The sequence below is a fragment of the Pseudomonas sp. USTB-Z genome, from assembly GCF_019691255.1.
Lineage (GTDB): Bacteria > Pseudomonadota > Gammaproteobacteria > Pseudomonadales > Pseudomonadaceae > Aquipseudomonas > Aquipseudomonas alloputida.
Genome location: NZ_JAECZP010000030.1, coordinates 1 through 21,447, shown reverse-complemented (window position 1 = coordinate 21,447; position 21,447 = coordinate 1). Strand labels below are relative to the sequence as shown.

General features: G+C 62.8%; 20 protein-coding genes. 16 read left to right on the top strand and 4 right to left on the bottom strand.

Going from position 1 to position 21,447, the window contains the following annotated elements; translation table 11 throughout:
* Window positions 1-56: 56 nt before the first annotated feature.
* From I8746_RS24800 to pdeM, 7 genes are all read left to right on the top strand, one after another.
* A complete protein-coding gene (locus tag I8746_RS24800) occupies window positions 57-1,397 on the top strand; it encodes a PLP-dependent aminotransferase family protein (protein ID WP_221101134.1) in 1,341 nt (446 codons plus the stop codon).
* Between the two features lie 103 nt (window positions 1,398-1,500).
* Window positions 1,501-3,942: a penicillin acylase family protein gene (locus tag I8746_RS24795; RefSeq protein ID WP_012051410.1), complete on the top strand. Its 2,442-nt coding sequence runs from the start codon at window positions 1,501-1,503 to the stop codon at window positions 3,940-3,942.
* Window positions 3,943-4,067: 125 nt separating this feature from the next.
* Complete coding sequence (locus tag I8746_RS24790; protein ID WP_012051409.1) at window positions 4,068-5,084, top strand: ligase-associated DNA damage response exonuclease; 1,017 nt, start codon at window positions 4,068-4,070, stop codon at window positions 5,082-5,084.
* Window positions 5,081-6,739 (top strand): ATP-dependent DNA ligase, encoded by a 1,659-nt coding sequence (locus I8746_RS24785; protein ID WP_221101133.1) that lies wholly within the window; start codon window positions 5,081-5,083, stop codon window positions 6,737-6,739. Before I8746_RS24790 ends, I8746_RS24785 begins: the two co-directional genes overlap by 4 nt.
* Before the next feature lie 113 nt (window positions 6,740-6,852).
* Window positions 6,853-7,968 (top strand): succinylglutamate desuccinylase/aspartoacylase family protein, encoded by a 1,116-nt coding sequence (locus tag I8746_RS24780; RefSeq protein WP_003254913.1) that lies wholly within the window; start codon window positions 6,853-6,855, stop codon window positions 7,966-7,968.
* Between the two features lie 67 nt (window positions 7,969-8,035).
* A complete protein-coding gene (locus I8746_RS24775; protein WP_088512943.1) occupies window positions 8,036-10,486 on the top strand; it encodes a ligase-associated DNA damage response DEXH box helicase in 2,451 nt (816 codons plus the stop codon).
* Complete coding sequence (gene pdeM / locus I8746_RS24770) at window positions 10,483-11,133, top strand: ligase-associated DNA damage response endonuclease PdeM (RefSeq protein ID WP_221101132.1); 651 nt, start codon at window positions 10,483-10,485, stop codon at window positions 11,131-11,133. Before I8746_RS24775 ends, pdeM begins: the two co-directional genes overlap by 4 nt.
* Before the next feature lie 6 nt (window positions 11,134-11,139).
* Here the strand turns inward: pdeM and I8746_RS24765 are convergent, their stop codons facing one another.
* Window positions 11,140-11,367 carry a hypothetical protein gene (locus tag I8746_RS24765; RefSeq protein ID WP_003254918.1) on the bottom strand — a complete coding sequence of 76 codons (228 nt, stop codon included), beginning with the start codon at window positions 11,365-11,367 and terminating at the stop codon, window positions 11,140-11,142.
* Window positions 11,368-11,461: 94 nt separating this feature from the next.
* Window positions 11,462-12,028 carry a dCTP deaminase gene (gene dcd / locus I8746_RS24760; protein ID WP_003254920.1) on the bottom strand — a complete coding sequence of 189 codons (567 nt, stop codon included), beginning with the start codon at window positions 12,026-12,028 and terminating at the stop codon, window positions 11,462-11,464.
* 327 nt (window positions 12,029-12,355) lie between these two features.
* Between dcd and I8746_RS24755 the strand changes: the two genes are divergently transcribed.
* Window positions 12,356-12,565: a cold-shock protein gene (locus tag I8746_RS24755; RefSeq protein ID WP_003254922.1), complete on the top strand. Its 210-nt coding sequence runs from the start codon at window positions 12,356-12,358 to the stop codon at window positions 12,563-12,565.
* Window positions 12,566-12,816: 251 nt separating this feature from the next.
* Here the strand turns inward: I8746_RS24755 and apbC are convergent, their stop codons facing one another.
* Entirely contained in the window at window positions 12,817-13,911 is a 1,095-nt protein-coding gene (apbC, locus tag I8746_RS24750; protein WP_014755523.1) for an iron-sulfur cluster carrier protein ApbC, read from the bottom strand.
* A gap of 158 nt (window positions 13,912-14,069) precedes the next feature.
* Between apbC and metG the strand changes: the two genes are divergently transcribed.
* From metG to I8746_RS24715, 7 genes are all read left to right on the top strand, one after another.
* On the top strand, window positions 14,070-16,109 hold the full coding sequence (metG, locus tag I8746_RS24745) for a methionine--tRNA ligase (protein ID WP_003254925.1): 2,040 nt from the start codon (window positions 14,070-14,072) through the stop codon (window positions 16,107-16,109).
* 106 nt (window positions 16,110-16,215) lie between these two features.
* A complete protein-coding gene (locus I8746_RS24740) occupies window positions 16,216-16,764 on the top strand; it encodes an Rnf-Nqr domain containing protein (RefSeq protein WP_014755521.1) in 549 nt (182 codons plus the stop codon).
* Complete coding sequence (locus I8746_RS24735; protein WP_012051403.1) at window positions 16,761-17,732, top strand: RnfABCDGE type electron transport complex subunit D; 972 nt, start codon at window positions 16,761-16,763, stop codon at window positions 17,730-17,732. Before I8746_RS24740 ends, I8746_RS24735 begins: the two co-directional genes overlap by 4 nt.
* Window positions 17,729-18,328 (top strand): RnfABCDGE type electron transport complex subunit G, encoded by a 600-nt coding sequence (locus I8746_RS24730; protein WP_221101131.1) that lies wholly within the window; start codon window positions 17,729-17,731, stop codon window positions 18,326-18,328. The genes I8746_RS24735 and I8746_RS24730 overlap by 4 nt, the downstream gene beginning before the upstream one ends.
* Complete coding sequence (locus I8746_RS24725; protein WP_019750605.1) at window positions 18,325-18,849, top strand: Rnf-Nqr domain containing protein; 525 nt, start codon at window positions 18,325-18,327, stop codon at window positions 18,847-18,849. The genes I8746_RS24730 and I8746_RS24725 overlap by 4 nt, the downstream gene beginning before the upstream one ends.
* 4 nt (window positions 18,850-18,853) lie before the next feature.
* Window positions 18,854-19,492 (top strand): endonuclease III, encoded by a 639-nt coding sequence (nth, locus tag I8746_RS24720; protein WP_221101130.1) that lies wholly within the window; start codon window positions 18,854-18,856, stop codon window positions 19,490-19,492.
* Between the two features lie 104 nt (window positions 19,493-19,596).
* The gene (locus tag I8746_RS24715) at window positions 19,597-19,773 is read left to right on the top strand and encodes a PA3496 family putative envelope integrity protein (protein WP_010952256.1); all 177 of its coding nucleotides are present in this window, start codon (window positions 19,597-19,599) and stop codon (window positions 19,771-19,773) included.
* A 70-nt stretch (window positions 19,774-19,843) separates the two neighbouring features.
* Here the strand turns inward: I8746_RS24715 and I8746_RS24710 are convergent, their stop codons facing one another.
* A complete protein-coding gene (locus I8746_RS24710) occupies window positions 19,844-20,467 on the bottom strand; it encodes a response regulator transcription factor (protein WP_003254939.1) in 624 nt (207 codons plus the stop codon).
* Window positions 20,468-20,835: 368 nt separating this feature from the next.
* Here I8746_RS24710 and I8746_RS24705 point away from each other — a divergent pair, with 368 nt between their 5' ends.
* The gene (locus tag I8746_RS24705) at window positions 20,836-21,318 is read left to right on the top strand and encodes a hypothetical protein (protein WP_012051399.1); all 483 of its coding nucleotides are present in this window, start codon (window positions 20,836-20,838) and stop codon (window positions 21,316-21,318) included.
* Window positions 21,319-21,447: the final 129 nt, after the last annotated feature.

Below are 21,447 nucleotides of genomic sequence, written 5' to 3'. Positions count from 1 at the left end.
CGACAAGCATTTCCGTTAACTGTTAGGCTTTTTTTTCTAACGGTTTCGGACCTGCCATGATCCCCTGCAGCCTTCATCACCTTTTGAAACAACGCCTGGATGCAGGCGAGTGGTTGCCCGGGCAACGCATGCCCTCCATCCGCAAGCTGACCGCTGCTGTGGACTTCAGTTACCACGACGTCGTGTCGGCCTATGCCCAGCTGGTCAGCGAAGGGGTATTGACGGCATCACCTGGGCGAGGCTACTTCGTGGCAAACCGCGCCAGGCAGACCAGCGTGATCCACGAACCCGAATGCATGGCCGGCGACCCCCTGTTCCGGCTGCTGCAGGGCGGCCAGCACTTCACCAAGCTGGGCAGCGGCTGGCTGCCCCCCGCGTGGCGCGACACCGAACTACTGGCCAAGGCAATTCGTCGCACGGCGCGGCTGGAGCAAAGCTCGCTGGCAGAGTACGGCGACATCCAGGGGTACCTGCCCATGCGCAAACAGCTGTGCGTGCACATGAAACGGCTGACCCGTGTCGAAGCCCGGCCCAACCAGTTGCTGACCACACTGGGTGCCACGCAAGGCCTGGACCTGGTTGCACGGTTGCTGATCAAACCGGGCGACCACGTTTTCGTCGACGAGCCGGGCAACGGCAACCTGATCAAGCTGATCCAAATGGCTGGCGGGCACGTCGTCGGCATTCGGCGGACCCAGGACGGGCCAGATGTGGAAGAAATGAGAAGCCACCTGGCCAGGCACAAGGTCAAGGCGTTTTTCTGCAACAGCACCTTCCACAACCCGACCGGCAGCAACATCAGCCCGCACAACGCCTTCAGCGTCCTGCGCCTGGCGGTGGAGCACGAGTTCTTCGTGGTCGAGGACGATGTCTATGGGGACTTCAGCCCTGCTGTGCGCCAGACCTTTGCCGAGCTGGACAACCTTGACCGGGTTATCTACATCGGCAGCTTCTCCAAATGCCTGTCGGCCTCGCTGCGCGTGGGGTTCATTGCCTGCTCGCAAGACCTGATCGAACCGCTCACACGCCTTAAACTGCTGACCTGCGTCGCCGTCCCTGCGTTTTGCGAACGCTTCGTCAACACCATATTGTCGGATGGCACGTATGCCCGGCACATGAAAGACGTGCAGCAGCGCCTGATCCGCCAGCAAGTGCAAACCCAACGCTTGCTGCTCGAGCGCGGCTGGCAGTTCGATATAGCGCCGCAAGGGGGTATGTTCCTTTGGGTCTACCACCCGGACCTGCCCGACCTGCAACCTTTCATGCGTAAACTGGAGCAACACAAGATCCTGCTGATGCCGGGCTCTGCATTCGCGGTGAGCCGTGACTACCAACGCTACACGCGCATCAATTGCACGCATTTTTCCGACGCCTTGGCCGAGCACTTCGAGGTTTGACCCGGCGCGATCAAATAAACCGACCTGGGACCTTGCATGGCGCCTGCGCGCTTACTACCTTAGCGCCTTTCCAAACCAGCCTCGCCTTGCAGGAGCCCTTGCCATGGCCGCCCCCGCCTTTCCTCCCTTCCGCCTGCGGTTTGCAACCGCTGCCACCCTGCTCGGCATGCTCGGGCTGGCCGGCTGCCAGACGGGCGGCTACCAGGATAGCGTGCCACCGACCAGCGGCGTGCAGCCGCTCAAAGGCCTGGCACAGAATGTTTCGGTACGGCGCAATGCCATGGGCGCGCCGCTGATCGAAAGCAGCAGCTTCCATGATGCGCTGTTCAGCCTGGGCTATGTGCACGCCGGCGACCGCATCGAACAGATGGTCGCCATGCGCCTGCTCGCCCAAGGCCGTCTGGCCGAACTGGCCGGCAGCGAGGCGCTGGATATCGACCGCCTCATGCGCGCCGCCAACCTCAAGCAAAGTGCCGCCCAGCAATACGCCGACGCATCGCCACGGCTCAAGCGCTTCTTCGAAGTGTACGCGCGCGGGGTCAACGCCTACCTGTTCCGCTACCGCGACAAGCTGCCAGCAGGCCTGGCCAGTAGTGGCTATCGCCCCGAATACTGGAAGCCTGAAGACTCGGCGCTGATCTTCTGCCTGTACGCGTTCAGCCAGTCGGTCAACCTGCAAGAGGAACTCAGCGCCCTGACCCTGGCGCAGAAAGCCGGTAGCGACAAGCTGGCCTGGTTGCTGCCCGGGGCCCCGGACGAGCCGCTGGCCGAAATGGAAGTGGACAAGCTCAAGGGCCTGAACCTGGCCAGCCAGTTGCCGGGGCTGCCAGCCCTGGCAGCTGCCAGCCAGAAGCTCGCCGACCTCGACCTGCTCGGTAGCCCGGGGTCGGCCAACCTGGCCCTGGGCCCGCAGCGCAGCCGCAGCGGCAAGAGCCTGCTGGCCAGCGACAGCCGCGCCGCCTGGGCCTTGAGCCCGGTACAAATCAATACCAGCAAGTACCAGGTTGCCGGCCTGTCATTGCCGGGCCTGCCAATTGTGCTGGCCGGCTACAATGGCAAGCTGGCCTGGAGCAGCAGCGCGGTCATGGCCGACAATCAGGACCTGTTCCTCGAGCAGCTGCGCCGCCAAGGCAATCAGCTGAGCTACCTGGCCGATGGCAAATGGCTGCCGGCCCGCGCCCGCAGCGAAACCTACTTCGTACGTGGCCAGCGACCCGTGCGCGAAGTGGTGTACGACACCCGCCACGGCACCCTGCTGGCCCAGCCAGAAAACGCCAGCCTGGGCCTGGCGCTGAACCTGCCCCAGTTCAAAGGTGATCGTAGCCTGGATGCTCTGTTCGACCTGACGCGGGCCAAGAACGTGGAGCGGGCCTTCGACAGCACACGTGAAGTGACGGCTGCTGCCGTCAACTTCGTTTTCGCCGAGCCTGAGCACATCGGCTGGCAAGTCAGTGGCCGCTACCCCAATCGCCGCGAAGGCCAGGGCCTGCTGCCCTCGCCGGGCTGGGACGGGCGTTACGACTGGGACGGCTATGCCGACCCGATGCTGCACCCGTACGACCAGGACCCGCCCGCAGGCTGGATCGGCCACGCCAACCAGCGCAGCCTGCCGCGCGGCTATGGCATGCAGCTGTCCAGCACCTGGTACTACCCCGAACGTGCCGAACGCCTGGCAGAACTGGCCGGCAACGGTCGCCACGACAGTCGCAGCCTGATGGCCCTGCAGAACGACCAAGTGACCCTGCTGGCCAACAAGCTCAAGCAGATGTTCAACGCACCCGGCATGGCCCAGCCACTGAAGCAGGCGATCGACGCCCTCCCCGCCGGGCAGCGCGACAAGGCCCGCGACACGCTGGCCCGGCTCAAGGCCTTCGATGGCCGCCTGAGCCCGGTGTCGGCCGATGCCGCGCTGTACGAGTTGTTCTTGCAGGAGGTCGCTCGCCAGACCTTCCTCGATGACCTGGGCCCGGAGGCCGGCCCCGCGTGGCAGGCATTCGTCAGCAATGCACGTTTGTCGTTCTCGGCGCAGGCCGATCATCTGCTGGGCCGCGATGACAGCCCCTTCTGGGATGACCGCAACACGCCGCAAAAAGAAGACAAGCCCGCCATCCTCGCCCGCAGCCTGGCGGGCGCAATGGAGGCCGGGATCGCGCAGCTGGGTGCCGACCGACGCACCTGGCAGTGGGGCCAGCTGCACCAGTACCGCTGGCCGGCACCGGCCTACCATGGCCTGGGGGATGCGATCAGCCGTGCGCCGCTTGCCGCAGGCGGCGACTTCACTACCCTGGCCCTCACACCATTCGCCTGGGGCAGCGACTTCGACACGCATCTGCCAGCCTCGGCACGGATGATCGTCGACTTCGGCCAGGCCGAACCGTTGCAGATACTGACCAGCAGCGGCCAGTCCGGCAACCCGGCCAGCGCGCATTACCGCGACGGGCTGGATGCCTGGTTCAAAGGGCGCTTCATGAGCCTGCCACTGCAACAGCAGAATTTCGGCAGGGCGTATGGCAACCAGCGGCTTACATTGGTACCGGGGCGGTAACGGCATTCTTCAGGGGGCATGAGGGGGCTTGATGAAGTTTTTCAGCAGCGCCCTCCCAAATCCATCCGAACTAACGTCTGGCACCATGCCTCTTAACGGGTAACCCCAGAACCAGTGCCCGTGCCATGGACCTTGTCATCGCCCGCCCCGAAGGCCTGTACTGCCCGCCCGGAGATTTCTACATCGACCCCTGGCGGCCCGTGGACCGGGCTGTCATTACCCACGGCCACGGCGACCACGCACGCAGCGGCAATGGCCATTATCTGACCGCCAGCCCCGGTGCCGGCATTCTGCGCAGCCGCCTGGGCCAGGACATCCATTTGCAGACCCTGCCCTACGGTGAGCGCCTGCTGCACCAAGGCGTGACGTTGAGCCTGCACCCGGCCGGGCACGTGCTGGGTTCGGCACAGGTGCGCCTGGAGTATCGAGGTGAAGTCTGGGTTGCATCCGGTGACTACAAGGTAGAACCCGATGGCACCTGTACGCCCTTCGAGCCGGTGGCGTGCCACACCTTCATCACCGAGTCGACCTTCGGCCTGCCGATCTACCGCTGGCCAAGCCAAAGTGAGATCTTCGCCAGCATCAATGCCTGGTGGCGGGCCAACCGTGAACAGGGCAAGGCCAGCGTGCTGTTCTGCTATGCCTTCGGAAAGGCCCAGCGGATTCTGCATGGGCTGGATGCCAGCATCGGCCCGATCCTCGTGCATGGCGCCATGGAGCCGCTCAACCGGGTGTATCGGGATGCCGGTATCCGCCTGCCGGAAACCCGCTACGCAGGCGATATACCGCGCAACGATCCTCTGCTGCGCCAGGCACTGGTCCTGGCGCCCCCATCAGCCGGCGGGAGTAGCTGGATGCGCCGTTTTGGCGATTACAGTGATGCCTTCGCCAGCGGCTGGATGCTGCTACGCGGCGCCCGCCGACGGCGCGGCGTGGACCGGGGCTTTGTGCTGTCCGACCACGCCGACTGGCCCGGCCTGCTCTGGGCCATTGGCCAGACCGGTGCCCAACGGGTGATGGTCACTCACGGCTCGGTCGAGGTACTGGTGCGCTACCTCACCGAACAAGGCCTGGATGCCCGCGCCTTTGTCACCGAGTATGGCGACGAAGACGATGTGCCCAACACCGCCCCCTCGCCATGAAAGCCTTCGCTACGCTGTTCCTGCGCCTGGACGCGACCACCTCCAGCAATGCCAAGCTCGAGGCACTGCGCGACTACTTTGACATGGCGCCCGCCGACGATGCTGCCTGGGCGGTGTATTTCCTGGCCGGCGGGCGCCCACGCCAACTGGTGCCCACCCGCCTTCTACGCGAACTGGCAACGGCACTGGCTGGCCTGCCCGACTGGCTTTTCGAAGAAAGCTATCAGGCCGTGGGCGACCTGGCCGAGACCATTTCGCTGCTGCTGCCGCTGCACGCCGATGGCAACGATGAAGGCCTGGCCACCTGGGTGGAACAGCACTTGCTGCCCCTGCGCGGACTAGCGCCTGAGCAAGTCCGCCAGCGCCTGCCGCCGCTCTGGGCACGGTTGGACCGCGCCAGCCTGATGCTATGCCTGAAGCTGATCACTGGCAGCTTTCGCGTGGGCGTGTCAAAGCTGTTGGTCACCCGCGCCCTGGCGCAACTGGCCGGGCTGGACGCCAAACGCGTGGCCCAGCGCCTGGTCGGCTACACCGATATAGGCCATCGCCCCACTGCAGCCAGTTACCAGAGGCTGATCGCCCCGGAGTCCGCCGATGAACACAACCAGCGTGGCGGCCAGCCCTACCCCTTCTTCCTGGCCCATCCGCTGCAAGTGTCCAGCGATCAATTCGATACCCTGCTCGGGCCACCAAGCGATTGGCAAATCGAATGGAAGTGGGACGGCATTCGGGCGCAAGTGGTGAAGCGCGATGGCCAGCTGTGGGTGTGGTCACGCGGCGAAGAACTGGTTACCGAGCGTTTCCCCGAACTGCACGGCCTGGCACAGACGTTGCCCGATGGCGTGGTGCTCGATGGCGAGATCCTGGTCTGGAAACCTGGTGAAACCGAGGCGGAACTGGCCGTGCAGCCTTTTGCCTTGCTGCAACAGCGTATCGGTCGCAAAACGCTGGGCAAAAAGCTGCTGAACGATGCGCCGGTGGTGTTGCAGGCCTACGACCTGTTGGAGTGGCAGGGCGATGACTGGCGCAGCCGACCGCAGCACGAACGCCGAAGCCAGCTGGAACGCCTGGTGGATGAACACCCACTTGCCCCCGTGCTGTTGTCGCCTTTGCTGCAAGGCCCGGACTGGGCCGACCTTGCCCGCCAGCGCGAACAGTCACGCAGCCTGGGCGTGGAAGGGCTGATGCTGAAGCAGCGCGAGGCCCTGTACGGCGTGGGGCGCACCAAGGACATGGGCATTTGGTGGAAGTGGAAGATCGACCCGTTCAGCGTCGATGCGGTGCTGATCTATGCCCAACGCGGCCACGGCCGCAGGGCCAGTCTGTACAGCGACTACACCTTTGCCGTATGGGATGCACCGGCAGGTACCCCTGGTCGGGCGTTGGTGCCCTTTGCCAAGGCCTATTCAGGGCTCAGTGACGAAGAAATGCGCAAGGTCGACGCCATCATCCGCAAGACCACGGTGGAAACGTTCGGGCCGGTGCGCAGTGTGACCCCAACGTTGGTGTTTGAGCTGGGCTTCGAAGGCATCGCCCTGTCCCGGCGCCACAAAAGCGGTATCGCCGTGCGCTTTCCGCGCATGCTGCGCTGGCGGCTGGACAAGCCGGTGGAGGAGGCAGATGACCTGGCCGCCTTGCAGGCGCTACTGGCCTGAAAAAGTTTGCGATGCCCGACTGCTGCAGGATGAGGCGCATTCGCTGAAACTATGCTTCTATTTTTGAGCCGACCCGTGTCGCAGACCGTTTTCGCCACGCAGCCAGGACCAACATGCACCATTCAACCCATGACCTGCTCTCCCCCGTACCGGGCATCACCCGCCAACTGCACAGTTTCCACTTCGGCCCCCGCAGTGGTGGCAAAGTCTATATACAGGCCTCACTGCACGCCGACGAGCTACCGGGCATGCTGGTAGCCTGGCACCTCAAGCGCCGTCTGGTCGAGCTGGAACAGCAAGGCCGACTGCAGCGCGAGATCATTCTGGTGCCGGTGGCCAACCCGGTGGGCCTGGAGCAAGTGCTGCTGGATGCGCCATTGGGGCGTTTTGAACTGCAAAGCGGCGAGAACTTCAATCGCAACTTCGTCGACCTGTCGGACAGCATCGGCGACCTGATCGAAGAACACCTCACCCAGGACCCGACGCACAACCTTGCACTGATCCGCGAATACCTGCGCCGCGGCCTGGACGCACACCCGGCTCGCACACCCCTGCAGGCCCAGCGCCTGATACTGCAGCGCCTGGCCTGCGATGCCGATATGGTGCTGGACCTGCACTGCGACTTCGAAGCAGTCGAGCACCTGTACACCACCCCCGATGCCTGGCCCCAGATCGAACCCTTGGCCCGTTACCTGGGCGCCCAGGCCAGCCTGCTGGCAACGGACTCGGGCGGGCAGTCGTTCGATGAATGTTTCAGCCTGGTCTGGTGGCAATTGCAGCAACGTTTCGGCAAACGCTTCCCGATTCCGCTGGGCTGCTGCTCGGTCACCGTCGAGCTGCGTGGCCAGGCGGATGTCAGCCATGATCTGGCCAGCAAGGACTGCCAGGCGATCCTTGACTTCCTGACCCATGCAGGTGTCATCGAAGGCACCAGCGCCGCTCTGCCCGCGCTGTTACGCCACGCCACGCCGTTGGCCGCGGTGGAACCCGTGGCAACGCCATTGGGTGGGTTGCTGGTTTACCACGCCAAACCGGGCCAGCACCTGGAGGCCGGCCAACTGATTGCCGAAGTCATCGACCCACTCAGTGACCGAGTCACCGCCCTGCGCAACAGCCAGCCAGGCCTGCTGTATGCGCGTAGCGTACGGCGCATGGCCACGGCTGGCATGGTCATCGCCCATGTGGCCGGCGAACAGGTATGCCGCAGCGGCTACCTGTTGGCCAATTGATCCGGTAAAACCATTGCAGCCGGCAAGTGGTCTGTAGAAGCACAGCCTTCGGAGGGCCATCTGCCTCATGCCTGCTGCTACCGACCTCGCCAATGCCTGGTTTGCCAAGCGCGGCTGGAAGCCCTTCGCTTTCCAACGGCGCGTATGGGCTGCCGTCGAACGGGGCGAGTCCGGTTTGCTGCATGCCAGTACCGGTGCCGGCAAGACCTATGCGGTCTGGCTCGCTGCACTACGTGCGTTCAAGCCCAGGCCCCAGGGCCGCCACTTGGCCCCCATACAGGTGGTGTGGGTGACGCCCATGCGTGCCCTGGCCGCCGACACCGCACGTGCGTTGCAAGCGCCGCTTGATGAACTCCAGCTGCCTTGGAGCGTAGGGGTGCGCAGCGGCGACACCCACAGTGCCGAGCGCGCCCGACAGGCCCGGCGGCTACCCAGTGTGCTGATCACCACCCCCGAAAGCCTGACCCTGCTGCTGACCCGGGCACAGGCACATGAGGATTTCGCCACGCTGCAACTGGTGGTAGTGGATGAATGGCACGAGCTGCTTGGCAACAAGCGCGGGGTACAACTGCAGCTGGCCTTGGCGCGCCTGCGGCATTGGCACCCAGGCCTACCGACCTGGGGCTTGTCGGCAACGCTCGGCAATCTGCAACACGCACGGGATGTCTTGCTGCCCCAGGGCGGCCTGCTGGTGCGAGGCCGGCAAGACAAGGCACTGCAAGTCGACACCCTGCTGCCAACAGCGATCGAGCGCTTCCCTTGGGCTGGACACATGGGCCTGAAGATGCTCGACCAGGTCTGTCACGAGATCGATGCCAGTGCCAGTAGCCTGGTGTTCACCAACACCCGCGCCCAGGCAGAAATCTGGTATCAGGCCCTGCTTGAGGCCCGCCCGGACTGGGCCGGGCTGATCGCCCTGCACCACGCCTCGCTGGCCCGCGATACCCGCGACTGGGTCGAGCGCAGCCTCAAGCAAGGCAGCCTCAAGGCGGTGATCTGCACCTCCAGCCTGGACCTGGGCGTGGACTTTCTGCCCGTGGAACGGGTGCTGCAAATCGGCTCGGCCAAGGGCATCGCCCGCCTGATGCAGCGGGCGGGTCGCTCAGGACACGCGCCTGGGCGGCGCTCCAGGGTCACCCTGGTGCCCACCCATAGCCTGGAACTGGTGGAAGCGGCGGCGGCCCGGCAGGCGCTGATAGCCGGCCACATCGAAGCCCGCTTTTCACCGCGCCTGTGCATGGACGTGCTGGTACAGCATCTGGTCAGCATGGCCTTGGGCAGCGGTTTTCGCCCTGAGCAACTGCTCGCCGAAGTGCGAAGCACCTGGGCCTTTCGCCAGTTGCGCGACAGCCAATGGCAATGGGCGCTGGACTTCGTCTGCCACGGCGGCAGCTCACTGACCGCCTATCCGGACTACCAGCGCGTCGAGCGCCAGGCCGACGGTGTTTATCGGGTTACCAGCGAACGCTTGGCACGGCGCCACCGCATGGGCATCGGCACTATCGTCAGCGATGCCAACCTGCAACTGAAATACTGGAGCAAGGGCGGCGGCGGGAAAACGCTGGGCAGTGTTGAAGAAGCGTTCATCGCCCGCCTGCGCCCCGGCGATACGCTGGTATTTGCCGGGCGGGTACTGGAGCTGGTGCGCGTGGAAAACATGACGGCCTATGTGCGTCGCAGCACGGCGCGAAAGGCTGCGGTAGCGCGCTGGAACGGCGGGCGCATGCCGCTCTCGAGCGAACTGGCCGAGGCGCTGGTCGAGCAGCTCGATGCTGCCGCCCATGAACGCTTTGACGGGCCGGAAATGCGGGCAGTACGCCCGCTGCTTGCGCTTCAGGCGCAGTGGTCAGCCTTACCCACCACAGGCACACTGCTGGCCGAGACCTTCAAATCCCGCCAGGGCTGGCACCTGTTCCTGTATCCCTTTGCGGGGCGCATGGCCAACCTGGGCTTGGCCAATCTGATTGCCTGGCGGGTTAGCCGCGCACAACCACTGTCGGTATCGATTGCCGTCAATGACTACGGATTCGAACTCCTCAGCCCTGCCCAGGTGGACTGGGCCAGGCACTTGCCACAAGCGCTCGGCACCACGGACCTGCTGGAAGATGTGCTGGCCAGCCTGAATGCCGGGGAAATGGCACTGCGGCGCTTTCGTGAAATTGCCCAGATTGCCGGCCTGGTGTTTGGTGGCTATCCCGCCGCGCAGAAGAGCACGCGGCAAATCCAGGCCTCCAGCGGGCTGTTCTATGAGGTGTTTCGCAAGCACGACGCGGGGAATTTGCTGCTTGGCCAGGCGCGGGATGAAGTATTGAGCGAAGAGCTGGAAATCGAACGGCTGCATCGGCAACTGCTGAAAATGAGTGAGTTGCAACTGGACCTGCGGGCGTTGAAGCGGCCAGGGCCCCTGGCGTTTGCCTTGTTGGTGGAAGGCATGCGCGAGACATTGAGCACCGAGAAGCTGGCAGACCGCATTGCGCGGATGGTGGCGGAACTGGAACAAGCGGCGGACGCGGGATGAATTACCAACCCATCGAACACCGGGGGCAGGCGCTCTGGCTGCTTGCCGACAAAGCCATCTACTGGCCCGCCCGCCGCGCCTTGCTGGTGGCCGACGTGCACATCGGAAAGGCCGCCAGCTACCGCGCCCTGCATCAACCGGTGCCACGTGGAACGACTGAGGCGACACTCGCCAGGCTCGATCGCCTGCTGGCCGCACAGGACTGTGAGCAACTGATCATCCTGGGCGACTTTCTGCATGCCCGCACGGCCCGTGCACCGGCAACGCTGGCCAAAGTGGATGATTGGCGCAAGCGGCACAAAGAACTGAAAATAGTGCTGATACGCGGCAATCATGACCGCAACGCCGGCGATCCACCCGCCTCGCTCGATATTCAGGTCGTGGACGAGCCTTGGGTTCTGGAGCCCTTTGCCCTGCAGCACGAGCCGCAGCCCCACCGCACACACCCGGTACTGGCGGGCCACGTACACCCCGTCTTCGTCCTGCGCGGCAAGGCCCGTCAGCGCTTGCGCCTGCCTTGCTTCGTGATCGATGAGCAAGTCAGCCTGCTACCTGCATTCGGTGAGTTCACCGGAGGGTGGGAAATCACCCCCGCCAGCGCCAGCCGGCTGTACCTGGCTGGCGCTGAACGCGTCTGGCCGCTTTAGCGACGCTTAAGCGACAGGGGCGGGAGGCGGCTCGTCCGGCAAGGTCGGTTCACCCGGCTCCATGGGAGGCGTCTCACCGGGTTCCGGCGGTTGCGGGGTATCGGGGTCAGGTTGATGGGGCACGCCCCCCGCTTGCATGGGCAGCGGGTGCGCCAGCAGTGACCAGGGCAACAACCCTACGTGATTGGGCTGCAGGCCTGCCAGCTTGGCACTGATTGCGGGATGGAGTTTCATTGGCTGCTCCTGACGAAAGCCGATGTACATCATGCACACCGGCGTTACTTCGTTGGAGTGCCAAAGGCGCGGGTAATTCCCCGCGCTTGTCGGCTCAGGTACGCGGCAGCGTGACGCCGCGCTGGCCCTGGTATTTGCCGCCACGGTCCTTGTACGACACTTCGCACTCTTCGTCGGACTGCAAGAACAGCATCTGCGCCACGCCTTCGTTGGCGTAGATCTTCGCCGGCAGCGTGGTGGTGTTGGAGAACTCCAACGTCACGTGGCCTTCCCACTCGGGCTCGAGCGGCGTGACGTTGACGATGATGCCGCAACGGGCGTAGGTGCTCTTGCCCAGGCAAATGGTCAGCACGTCACGGGGAATGCGGAAATATTCGACAGTACGCGCCAGGGCGAAAGAGTTTGGCGGGATGATGCACACGTCGCTCTTGATATCGACGAAGCTGCCAGCATCGAAATTTTTCGGGTCGACGGTGGCCGAGTTGATGTTGGTGAACACCTTGAATTCGTCGGCGCAGCGTACGTCGTATCCGTAGCTGGAGACGCCGAAGGAGATCACGCGGTTGTCCTGCTCGCCGCGCACCTGGCGCTCGACGAACGGCTCGATCATGCCGTGTTCCTGCGCCATGCGGCGAATCCACTTGTCCGATTTGATGCTCATGGCGGGGTGTCCTGAAGAGTTGCGAGGTGAAAATCGTGACGCGCATATTACCGGTCCCGGCGCCCAGGTTAAAGTTCCATCCCACATCCCGCGCCGGGTGGGGGCTGCAGCCGCCGCCGATCCGAATTTGCCTAAAGCGTCTTCTGACCATTGGCAGGTTGCGGAAAGTGGGGTAAGGTGTTGCCACTGTGCTGCACGTGACACCGAGAATCTCTAGTTTGATGCACGATCCTGATCGGCCCATCGCTGAATTTTCTGCTCTCTTTGCGCTCAGTCCCGGGCAGGGTTTTTCCTGACCGTTATCAAATTGTCCAAGGAGACAGAAAAATGTCCAACCGTCAATCCGGTGTTGTTAAGTGGTTCAACGATGAGAAAGGCTACGGCTTCATCACCCCTCAGTCGGGCGATGACCTGTTCGTGCACTTCAAAGCCATCCAAGCTGACGGCTTCAAAACCCTGAAAGAAGGCCAGGCTGTTACTTTCGTCGCTACCCGCGGCCAGAAAGGCATGCAGGCTGAAGAAGTTCAGATCGCCTAAGTCGATCTAGCTTCCTAGCTTTCAAAAAACCCGCCTTCTGGCGGGTTTTTTTATGCCTGTCTGAAGGCCATGCATTGCAAGTGTGTGGAGCCGTGTGTCGCGAAAGAGCCGCAAAGCGGCCCCAGCAATCTATGCATGATGCGGAGATCCTGGGGCCGCTGCGCGGCCCTTTCGCGACGCCAGGCCGCTCCCACAGGGATCGCGCCAGCTTTTAGAAATTGAGCAAGACAGTTGCCCCCACAGGGAATGCGTCAGTCTTCGCTGATGGTAATGCTGGGCATTGCCGGCGCCGCAGCTTCCTGCAGCACGATCCGCGCGCCTACCTGGCGGGCCAGCTCCTGGTAAACCATGGCAATCTGGCTTTCCGGCTCGGCGATCGCCGTCGGCTTGCCGCTGTCGGCCTGCTCACGTATCAGCATCGACAACGGCAGCGACGCCAGCAGGTCGACGCCATACTGGCTGGCCAGCTTCTCGCCGCCACCTTCACCGAACAGGTGTTCGGCATGGCCGCAATTCGAGCAGATATGCACGGCCATGTTCTCGACCACGCCCAGCACCGGAATGTTGACCTTGCGGAACATTTCCACGCCCTTCTTGGCATCCAGCAGCGCCAGGTCCTGTGGCGTGGTGACGATCACCGAGCCGACCACCGGCACCTTTTGTGCCAGGGTCAGCTGGATGTCACCGGTACCCGGCGGCATATCGATCACCAGGTAATCCAGGTCATCCCAGGCGGTCTGGGTGACCAGTTGCAGCAGCGCGCCAGACACCATCGGGCCACGCCATACCATCGGCGTGTTGTCGTCGGTGAGGAAGGCCATGGACATGACTTCCACGCCGTGGGCCTTGATCGGCACGAACCACTTCTGCTCACGAATCTGTGGACGGGTACCCTCGGCGATGCCGAACATCACCCCCTGACTGGGGCCGTAGATATCGGCATCGAGAATACCTACCCGTGCGCCTTCGCGTGCGAGGGCCAAGGCCAGGTTGGCAGCGGTGGTCGACTTGCCCACACCACCCTTGCCCGAGGCCACGGCGATGATGTTCTTGACGTTGGCCATGGCTGGCACCTGGGCCTGGGCCTTGTGCGCAGCCACCACGCAATCAATCGAAACATGGGCGCCAGTGACCCCCTCGAGGCTGCCAATGGCGGTCTGCAGCACCTGGGCCCAGCCGTTCTTGAACAGCCCTGCGGCATAACCCAACTGCAACTGCACGCTGACCTGCCCGCCCTGGATATCGATGGCGCGCACGCAGCCGGCGCTGACCGGGTCCTGGTTCAGGTAGGGGTCGGTGTACTGGCGAAGCACGCCTTCAACGGCGGCACGGGTGACGGCACTCATGGAGACTCCCATTGGCAAACTGAATGTAAAACAGCCGCCTATCCTAACCCGTCAATCGTCAGCAGATGCGCTTGCGGGGTGAAATATCTTCGCCAGCCCTTTATAGTGGCCGATCACCCTCATTTTTACCCCGTAGCCAGATAAGTAGCCGAGCCACCATGTCCGAGCCACGCCAGATTCTCGTCACCAGCGCCCTGCCCTATGCCAATGGATCGATCCATCTCGGCCATATGCTGGAGTACATCCAGACGGACATGTGGGTGCGCTTCCAGAAGCTGCGCGGCAACCAGTGCATCTATGTCTGCGCCGACGACGCCCACGGTTCGGCCATCATGCTGCGCGCCGAAAAGGAAGGCATCACCCCGGAACAGCTGATCGCCAACGTCCAGGCCGAGCACAGCAGCGATTTCGCCGACTTCCTGGTGGACTTCGACAATTTCCACTCCACTCATAGCGAAGAGAACCGCGAGCTGTCGAGCCTGATCTACTCGCGCCTGCGTGAAGCCGGGCACATCGCCACCCGTTCGGTGACCCAGTACTTCGACCCGGAAAAAGGCATGTTCCTTGCCGACCGCTTCATCAAGGGCACCTGCCCGAAGTGCGCGGCCGAAGACCAGTACGGCGACAACTGCGAAAAATGCGGCGCCACCTATGCACCCACCGAGCTGAAGAACCCCAAATCAGCGATCTCCGGTGCCACCCCGGTACTGCGTGATTCCCAGCATTTCTTCTTCAAGCTGCCAGACTTCCAGGCCATGCTGCAGCAGTGGACCCGAAGCGGCACCCTGCAGGACGCGGTAGCCAACAAGCTGGCTGAATGGCTGGACTCCGGCCTGCAGGAGTGGGACATCTCCCGCGACGCGCCGTACTTCGGCTTCGAGATCCCGGGTGAGCCTGGCAAATACTTCTACGTATGGCTGGATGCGCCAATCGGCTACATGGCCAGCTTCAAGAACCTCTGCGCACGCCGCCCGGAGCTGGACTTCGACGCCTTCTGGAACGAAGGCTCCAAGGCCGAGCTGTACCACTTCATCGGCAAGGACATCGTCAACTTCCACGCCCTGTTCTGGCCTGCCATGCTCGAAGGCGCCGGCTTCCGCAAGCCGACCGCGGTCAACGTGCACGGCTACCTGACGGTCAACGGCGCCAAGATGTCCAAGTCGCGCGGCACCTTCATCAAGGCCCGCACCTACCTGGACCACCTGCAGCCGGAATACCTGCGTTACTACTATGCGGCCAAGCTGGGCCGTGGCGTCGACGACCTGGACCTGAACCTGGAAGACTTCGTGCAGAAGGTCAACTCCGACCTGGTCGGTAAGGTCGTCAACATTGCCAGCCGCTGCGCCGGCTTCATCCACAAGGGCAACGAAGGCGTGATGGTCAGCGGTGATGCCGCGCCTGAGCTGACCGAAGCCTTCCTGGCTGCCGCCCCCTCCATCGCCGAAGCCTATGAAGCCCGTGATTTTGGCCGCGCCATGCGCGAAATCATGGCACTGGCCGACCGCGCCAACGCCTGGATCGCCGACAAGGCACCGTGGTCACTGGCCAAACAGGAAGGCAAGCAGGATGAAGTCCAGGCCATTTGCGCCCAAGGCATCAACCTGTTCCGCCAGCTGGTGATCTTCCTCAAACCGGTACTGCCGGTGCTGGCCGCTGACGCCGAGGCTTTCCTCAACGTGGCCCCGCTGACCTGGAACGACCACCTGACACGCCTGGAAAACCACGCGCTTAACCCGTTCAAGGCCCTGATGAGCCGTATCGAGCCGGCCAAGGTCGAAGCCATGGTCGCTGCCAGCAAGGAAGACCTGCTGGCAGCCGAAGCCAAGGCCCCGGCGGGCAATGGCGAGCTGGCCAAGGACCCGCTGTCGGCAGAGATCGAGTTCGATACCTTTGCTGCCGTCGACCTGCGTGTGGCGCTGATCGTCAAGGCTGAAGCCGTGGCGGGTGCCGACAAGTTGCTGCAACTGACCCTGGACATTGGTGACGAGCGCCGCAACGTGTTCTCCGGCATCAAGTCGGCCTACCCAGACCCGTCCAAGCTGGAAGGCCGCCTGACCATGATGGTAGCCAACCTCAAACCCCGGAAGATGCGCTTTGGCGTGTCCGAAGGCATGGTCATGGCTGCCGGCCCTGGCGGTGAAGAAATCTACCTGCTGAGCCCGGACAGCGGCGCCAAGCCAGGCCAGCGCATCAAGTAACCGCCCTGCGGGCCATTGTGGGAGCGGCCTGCCCGCCCCCACAATTACGCAGGCCCCTTCATGCCAAACCCGGACAATCGCCCCGATTCCCGGCTATCGTCATCTCATGAATGACTACATCCTGGTCCTGATCAGCGCCGCACTGATCAATCACCTGTGCCTGCTCCGACAGCCACTCTCCGGGCTGCAACTGCAGGTGCACGGCCTGGCCTGCGCCCTGTGCATCGCCCTGGGCGTAATCGGCGCGCAGCTGCTGGTGCACGCGGTACTTGCCCCGCTGCACATTCACGATCTTGCCCTGTTTCTGCTATTGCCCTGGCTGGCTTTGCTCGCCTGGGGCCTGCCCTGGCTTTTGGCCAAGTGGCGCCCGGCCTGGCCTGTAGTGGGGTTGCCAGCGTTGCTGTTGAGCAATGCAGCAGTACTTGGGCTGGCCCTGCAACAGACAAGCGACGACGGCACCTGGCCAACCATGCTGCTCCAAGGCTTGCTGACGGGGGGCGGCTTCTGGCTGGCGCTGATGGTGTTCGCCGACCTGCGCCAGCGCAGCGCCCACGCCGATATCCCCAACGCGCTGCGCGGCCTGCCCATCGAATTGATTGGTGCCGGGGTGATGGCCATGGCGCTTTCCGGTTTCAACGGAATGTTTGGCCAATGAGCAGTCCCGATCCCCGCCTACGCACCAGCATGGGCCTGGTCTTGCTCGCCTGCACGCCTGGACTGCTGGCGCTGTTGTGGCTGCATGGCTGGGGCATGATGCTGAACCTGTTGCTGTGCGCCAGTGCCGCGCTGCTGTGCGAGGCATTGCTGCTGGCACTGCGCAGCCAATCGCTGAGCCAGGCGCTAAACGACGGCAGCGCACTGGTGACCGCCGTACTGCTGGCGGCCGCCCTGCCCACCCTGGCGCCATGGTGGCTGCCGGTCATCGCGGCAAGTGTCGCGATCGGTATCGGCAAGCAGGCCTACGGCGGGGTCGGGCGAAATCTGTTCAATCCGGCCATGGTGGGTTATGCCTTCGTGCTGCTCAGCTTCCCGTTGCAGATGAACCATTGGCCTGGGCAGGCCCCTGGCCTGCTCGACAGCGTGCAGCAGGTGTTCGCTGGGGGCGAACAGATCGATGCCTGGGCCCGTCCGACATTGCTCGACGGCTTGCGCCACAACCGCAGCCTGACCATCGACGAGCTGTTCGCCAGCCATCCGGGCTTTGGCAACATTGGCGGGGCAGGCAGCGAATGGGTCAACCTGGCATTCCTGCTTGGCGGCCTGTTCTTGATGCAACGCAAGGTGATCAGTTGGCATGCGCCGGCAGGTTTGCTGGCAGGGCTAGTGGTATTTAGCCTGTTGGGCTGGAACGGTTCGGGGTCGGACTCCAATGGCTCGCCTTTGCTGCACCTGTTTTCCGGCTCGACCATGCTGGCAGCCTTCTTCATTGCGACCGAGCCAGTGTCCGGCCCCAGAGACGACTGGGCCAAGCTGTGCTTCGGCGTGGGGACAGGGGTGCTCATCTACCTGATTCGTACATGGGGCAGCTACCCGGATGGCACCGCGTTCGCCGTCCTGCTGATGAACCTTTTGGCACCGGCGCTCGAGCGCATGGCTGCGCAGCGTCAGCAGGCAGCCCGATGAAGCGCGGGGTTCGGGATGTAGGCCTGCTGCTGCTGACTGGAGTATTGGCAGTGTCTGCCACCCTGGCCTGGCGGCAGTGGACCAGTCCGGCCATCGCCGGCGCTGAAAAGCAGCTGCAAAGCCGCCAACGGCTGGCCGTGCTGCCCGACGGTAGCTATGACAACCAGCCCCTGGAAAGCCCGCTGCCAAGGCCCGCCGCACAGAGGCCCAACAGCCGTATCCTGGCGGCTTACCGTGCCACTTTGGCAGGTAAGCCAAGCGCCATTATCCTGATCACACAGACCCAGGGGTATGCCGGGCCGATCGTACTGAGCGTCGCCATCACCACGGACGGCCGGCTGATCGGCAGCCAGGTTGTCGAACAACAGGAAAGCCCCGGGCTGGGCGACCGCCTGGGGGATCCGCGATTGCACTGGCTGAGTCAGTTCAACAACCGCCATCAGGGTGATCACTGGGCGCTGAAGCGGGACCAGGGTGACTTTGACCAATTGGCCGGCGCAACCGTGACCTCGCGAGCGGTGATCGCCGCATTGCAGGATGCGCTGAGCTATTTCGACGAACAGCGTAGTGTATTGCTGGAGGGCGCCCCCCCATGAATAGGTTCTGCCTGCTGGCCTTGAGCCTGGCGCCACTGCTGGGTGCCACCCGGACGCTGGCTGAAGGCGCGGCCATCGGCCTGTGCGCAGTAGTGATGGGGGGCCTGCACCAACTGTTGCTGGCGCCACTGCGTAAACACATGGCCAGCTGGGCCTATGTACTGGCTAGCCTGCTGCTGCTGGCAGCCTTGGCCAGTTGCCTGCAGTTGGCCATGCGGGCCTGGCTGCTACCACTGGCCATTGCCCTGGGCCACTATCCCGCATTGTTGTGCCTGCAATGCCTGGCCAGTGACCACCTGTTGCCTGACCAACACCGCTGGCGCCTGCTCGCAACGCACCTCGGCGCTGTCTTTGCCAGTTGCCTGCTGCTGGGCGCCAGCCGCCAATGGCTGGCTGACCATGCCGAGCTGCACCTGGCCAGCCTCGCACCCGGTGCGCTACTGCTGCTGGGACTGCTGTTGGCCTTGTACAATCGCCTGCTTCCGGGCCCTGCCCACCCACATCGTCAAGGAAAGCCCTGATTTCATGAATGCCGCCAAACGCCTGGAGATTTTTCGCAGGCTGCACGAAGACAACCCCGACCCCAAGACCGAACTGGCCTACACGACCCCGTTTGAACTGCTGGTCGCCGTGACACTGTCCGCGCAATCCACCGACGTCGGCGTCAACAAGGCCACTGCCCGCCTGTTCCCCGTCGCCAACACCCCCGAGGCCATCTATGCCCTGGGCGTTGAAGGCCTCAGCGAATACATCAAGACCATCGGGCTTTACAACAGCAAGGCCAAGAATGTCATAGAAGCGTGCCGGCTGCTGATCGAGCGCCACGACAGCCAGGTACCGCAAACCCGCGAAGCGTTGGAGGCGCTACCCGGCGTCGGCCGCAAAACCGCCAATGTGGTGCTTAACACGGCGTTTCGCCAACCGGCCATGGCCGTGGATACTCATATTTTCCGGGTGAGTAACCGCACGGGCATCGCGCCAGGCAAAACGGTGCTGGAAGTGGAAAAGAAACTGGTCAAGTTTGTACCCAAGGACTACCTGCTCGGCGCCCACCACTGGCTGATCCTGCACGGGCGCTACGTATGCCAGGCGCGCAAGCCAAGGTGCGGCAGCTGCAGGATCGAAGATTTGTGCGAGTACAAGCACAAAACCTCCGACGATTGAGCCGATTGCCAAAAACCACTCACGTCGATTGAAAAAATCTTTTTTACCAGCGTCTGCTTTCTGGTTATAAGGACGGCCAATGGCCCCTTGGCTTGGAGCGACTCATGAGTACCGATAAAGACGACCTGTCGATCGATGATGATTTTGTTGCCGCAGACGATGACGCGGAGCCACAGGTTGAAATCGCAAAAACCAACCTGAGCAAACGCCGCACCATCGACAACATGCTGGAAGAACGGCGCCTGCAAAAGCAGTTGGCCGATTTCGATTACGACCTGTAGTGCGGGTCCCGTAGTCAAGGACCGATAGCCTTGGCAAAGCCTCCTGGCTGGAGGCTTCAAGGCTTGGCGATCAGTTCAGACCTTGCCGTTGCGCCAGCTCGATCAGGTCAACCAATGACCGTGCATTGAGCTTGAGCAGCAGCCGTGACTTGTAGGTACTGACCGTCTTGTTACTGAGGTACATGCTGTCGGCAATCTCCTTGTTCGAACGCCCTCGCGCCAGTTGTTGCAGCACCGTCATTTCTCGCGCAGACAGGCGATTCACCATGTCCGTCTCGCTTCCCGCCCCCCTGCCACGTGACGCATGCAAGGCCTGGTTGGGGAAGTAGCTGTAACCCGACAACACAGCCTTGATAGCGCTAAGCAGTTCGGTAAGCTCCTGCTGCTTGCACACGTAACCCGCCGCACCTGCCTGCATGCAGCGCATCGAAAAATTGCCGGGGGCCTGCGACGTCAGCACCAGTACCTTGCTACCCGGGCTGAATGTCGCCATGCGGGCGATCACCTCCAGGCCATCCAGCTTCGGGATACCGATATCCAGCACCACAATATCCGGCAGGTGTTGCCGTGTCAGCTGCAGCGCAGCTACCCCATTGTCAGTCTCCGCCACAACGTCATACCCATGCCGCTCCATCAGCATGCGTACGGCCAGGCGTATGACCGGATGATCATCCACGATAAGCACTTTATTCATGCGATATCCATACAGTGTTGTTGCTTTGGCACGCCACCATAACCGACAGGACGCTTGCTGGCGCGGCGATTTACCAGCGAAAGCGATGGACAGAAAAAGCCTACAGAACTTACAGAAACTTCCTACACATAATGACTATGGTTGTAACAAACAAATTACTTATTACCGAAAGAAACGGTACCACCCGCAGTCATAAACGTACCAGTTGAATACTGATCTTCAGCAGAGGAAAACTTCCGATTCAAACACGTTGAAAAAGCCATACAAGAGGGTTCTCTGACGATCATTCCTCCCCCGGGAAACAATCCAGCCTTTAGTTGAGTACAGCGGTAAGGTAAAGATGGACAAAACCGCTGGAGACGGCCCATATGACCCAAGCACAACCTGTCGCCCCGCTGACGATCATTGCCATCTTCGCGGGGATCATCGAAGCCTCCGCCCTTGCCACACTGCCATTTCTCGGCGAGTCCAGCCAAAAGCTCTACACCTGGTTCCTGGTAGGCTTTCCATTCTTTCTGACGGCACTGTTCTTTCTGACGCTCAACTTCAATTACAAGTCGTTCTACAACCCGCTACCCGACAGCACAGCACAGCCCAACACGCCAGCACTGAACAGTGTGGCCACACCCGCGATTTCCAATGACGCCCGTGAGGCGGTACAGGGCGAGCCTGTTACGTTCATGTTCTCCGGCCCCGACGCCTATCGCATGATGGAGCAGCAACTCTTGCACGCACTTGCCCAACCGCCCGAGCCAACGCGAGTCTGGCGCTTTTGCAATCTGGAGAGACGTCAATGTGCGCAGCTTTCGATCAGCGCACTTGAGGGCGATGATGTGAGCCATCGAAGTTGAACGACCCGCCTTTGCGCGGGATTGAGTAGGAGGCGGGTTCACACCCGCCGTCCTCTCACACCACCGTGCGTACGGTTCCGTACACGGCGGTTCAAGCTATGCGGCTAAGCCGGTTGATCGTATCCAGTA

Coding starts and splice junctions, on each gene's coding strand:
- I8746_RS24800 (WP_221101134.1), top strand. CDS start 57: ATGATCCCCTGCAGCCTTCATCACCTTTTGAAACAACGCCTGGATGCA.
- I8746_RS24795 (WP_012051410.1), top strand. CDS start 1,501: ATGGCCGCCCCCGCCTTTCCTCCCTTCCGCCTGCGGTTTGCAACCGCT.
- I8746_RS24725 (WP_019750605.1), top strand. CDS start 18,325: ATGAATAGGTTCTGCCTGCTGGCCTTGAGCCTGGCGCCACTGCTGGGT.
- I8746_RS24735 (WP_012051403.1), top strand. CDS start 16,761: ATGAGCAGTCCCGATCCCCGCCTACGCACCAGCATGGGCCTGGTCTTG.
- I8746_RS24715 (WP_010952256.1), top strand. CDS start 19,597: ATGAGTACCGATAAAGACGACCTGTCGATCGATGATGATTTTGTTGCC.
- I8746_RS24705 (WP_012051399.1), top strand. CDS start 20,836: ATGACCCAAGCACAACCTGTCGCCCCGCTGACGATCATTGCCATCTTC.
- I8746_RS24780 (WP_003254913.1), top strand. CDS start 6,853: ATGCACCATTCAACCCATGACCTGCTCTCCCCCGTACCGGGCATCACC.
- I8746_RS24730 (WP_221101131.1), top strand. CDS start 17,729: ATGAAGCGCGGGGTTCGGGATGTAGGCCTGCTGCTGCTGACTGGAGTA.
- metG (WP_003254925.1), top strand. CDS start 14,070: ATGTCCGAGCCACGCCAGATTCTCGTCACCAGCGCCCTGCCCTATGCC.
- apbC (WP_014755523.1), bottom strand. CDS start 13,911: ATGAGTGCCGTCACCCGTGCCGCCGTTGAAGGCGTGCTTCGCCAGTAC.
- I8746_RS24775 (WP_088512943.1), top strand. CDS start 8,036: ATGCCTGCTGCTACCGACCTCGCCAATGCCTGGTTTGCCAAGCGCGGC.
- I8746_RS24790 (WP_012051409.1), top strand. CDS start 4,068: ATGGACCTTGTCATCGCCCGCCCCGAAGGCCTGTACTGCCCGCCCGGA.
- I8746_RS24710 (WP_003254939.1), bottom strand. CDS start 20,467: ATGAATAAAGTGCTTATCGTGGATGATCATCCGGTCATACGCCTGGCC.
- I8746_RS24785 (WP_221101133.1), top strand. CDS start 5,081: ATGAAAGCCTTCGCTACGCTGTTCCTGCGCCTGGACGCGACCACCTCC.
- I8746_RS24740 (WP_014755521.1), top strand. CDS start 16,216: ATGAATGACTACATCCTGGTCCTGATCAGCGCCGCACTGATCAATCAC.
- I8746_RS24765 (WP_003254918.1), bottom strand. CDS start 11,367: ATGAAACTCCATCCCGCAATCAGTGCCAAGCTGGCAGGCCTGCAGCCC.
- dcd (WP_003254920.1), bottom strand. CDS start 12,028: ATGAGCATCAAATCGGACAAGTGGATTCGCCGCATGGCGCAGGAACAC.
- pdeM (WP_221101132.1), top strand. CDS start 10,483: ATGAATTACCAACCCATCGAACACCGGGGGCAGGCGCTCTGGCTGCTT.
- nth (WP_221101130.1), top strand. CDS start 18,854: ATGAATGCCGCCAAACGCCTGGAGATTTTTCGCAGGCTGCACGAAGAC.
- I8746_RS24755 (WP_003254922.1), top strand. CDS start 12,356: ATGTCCAACCGTCAATCCGGTGTTGTTAAGTGGTTCAACGATGAGAAA.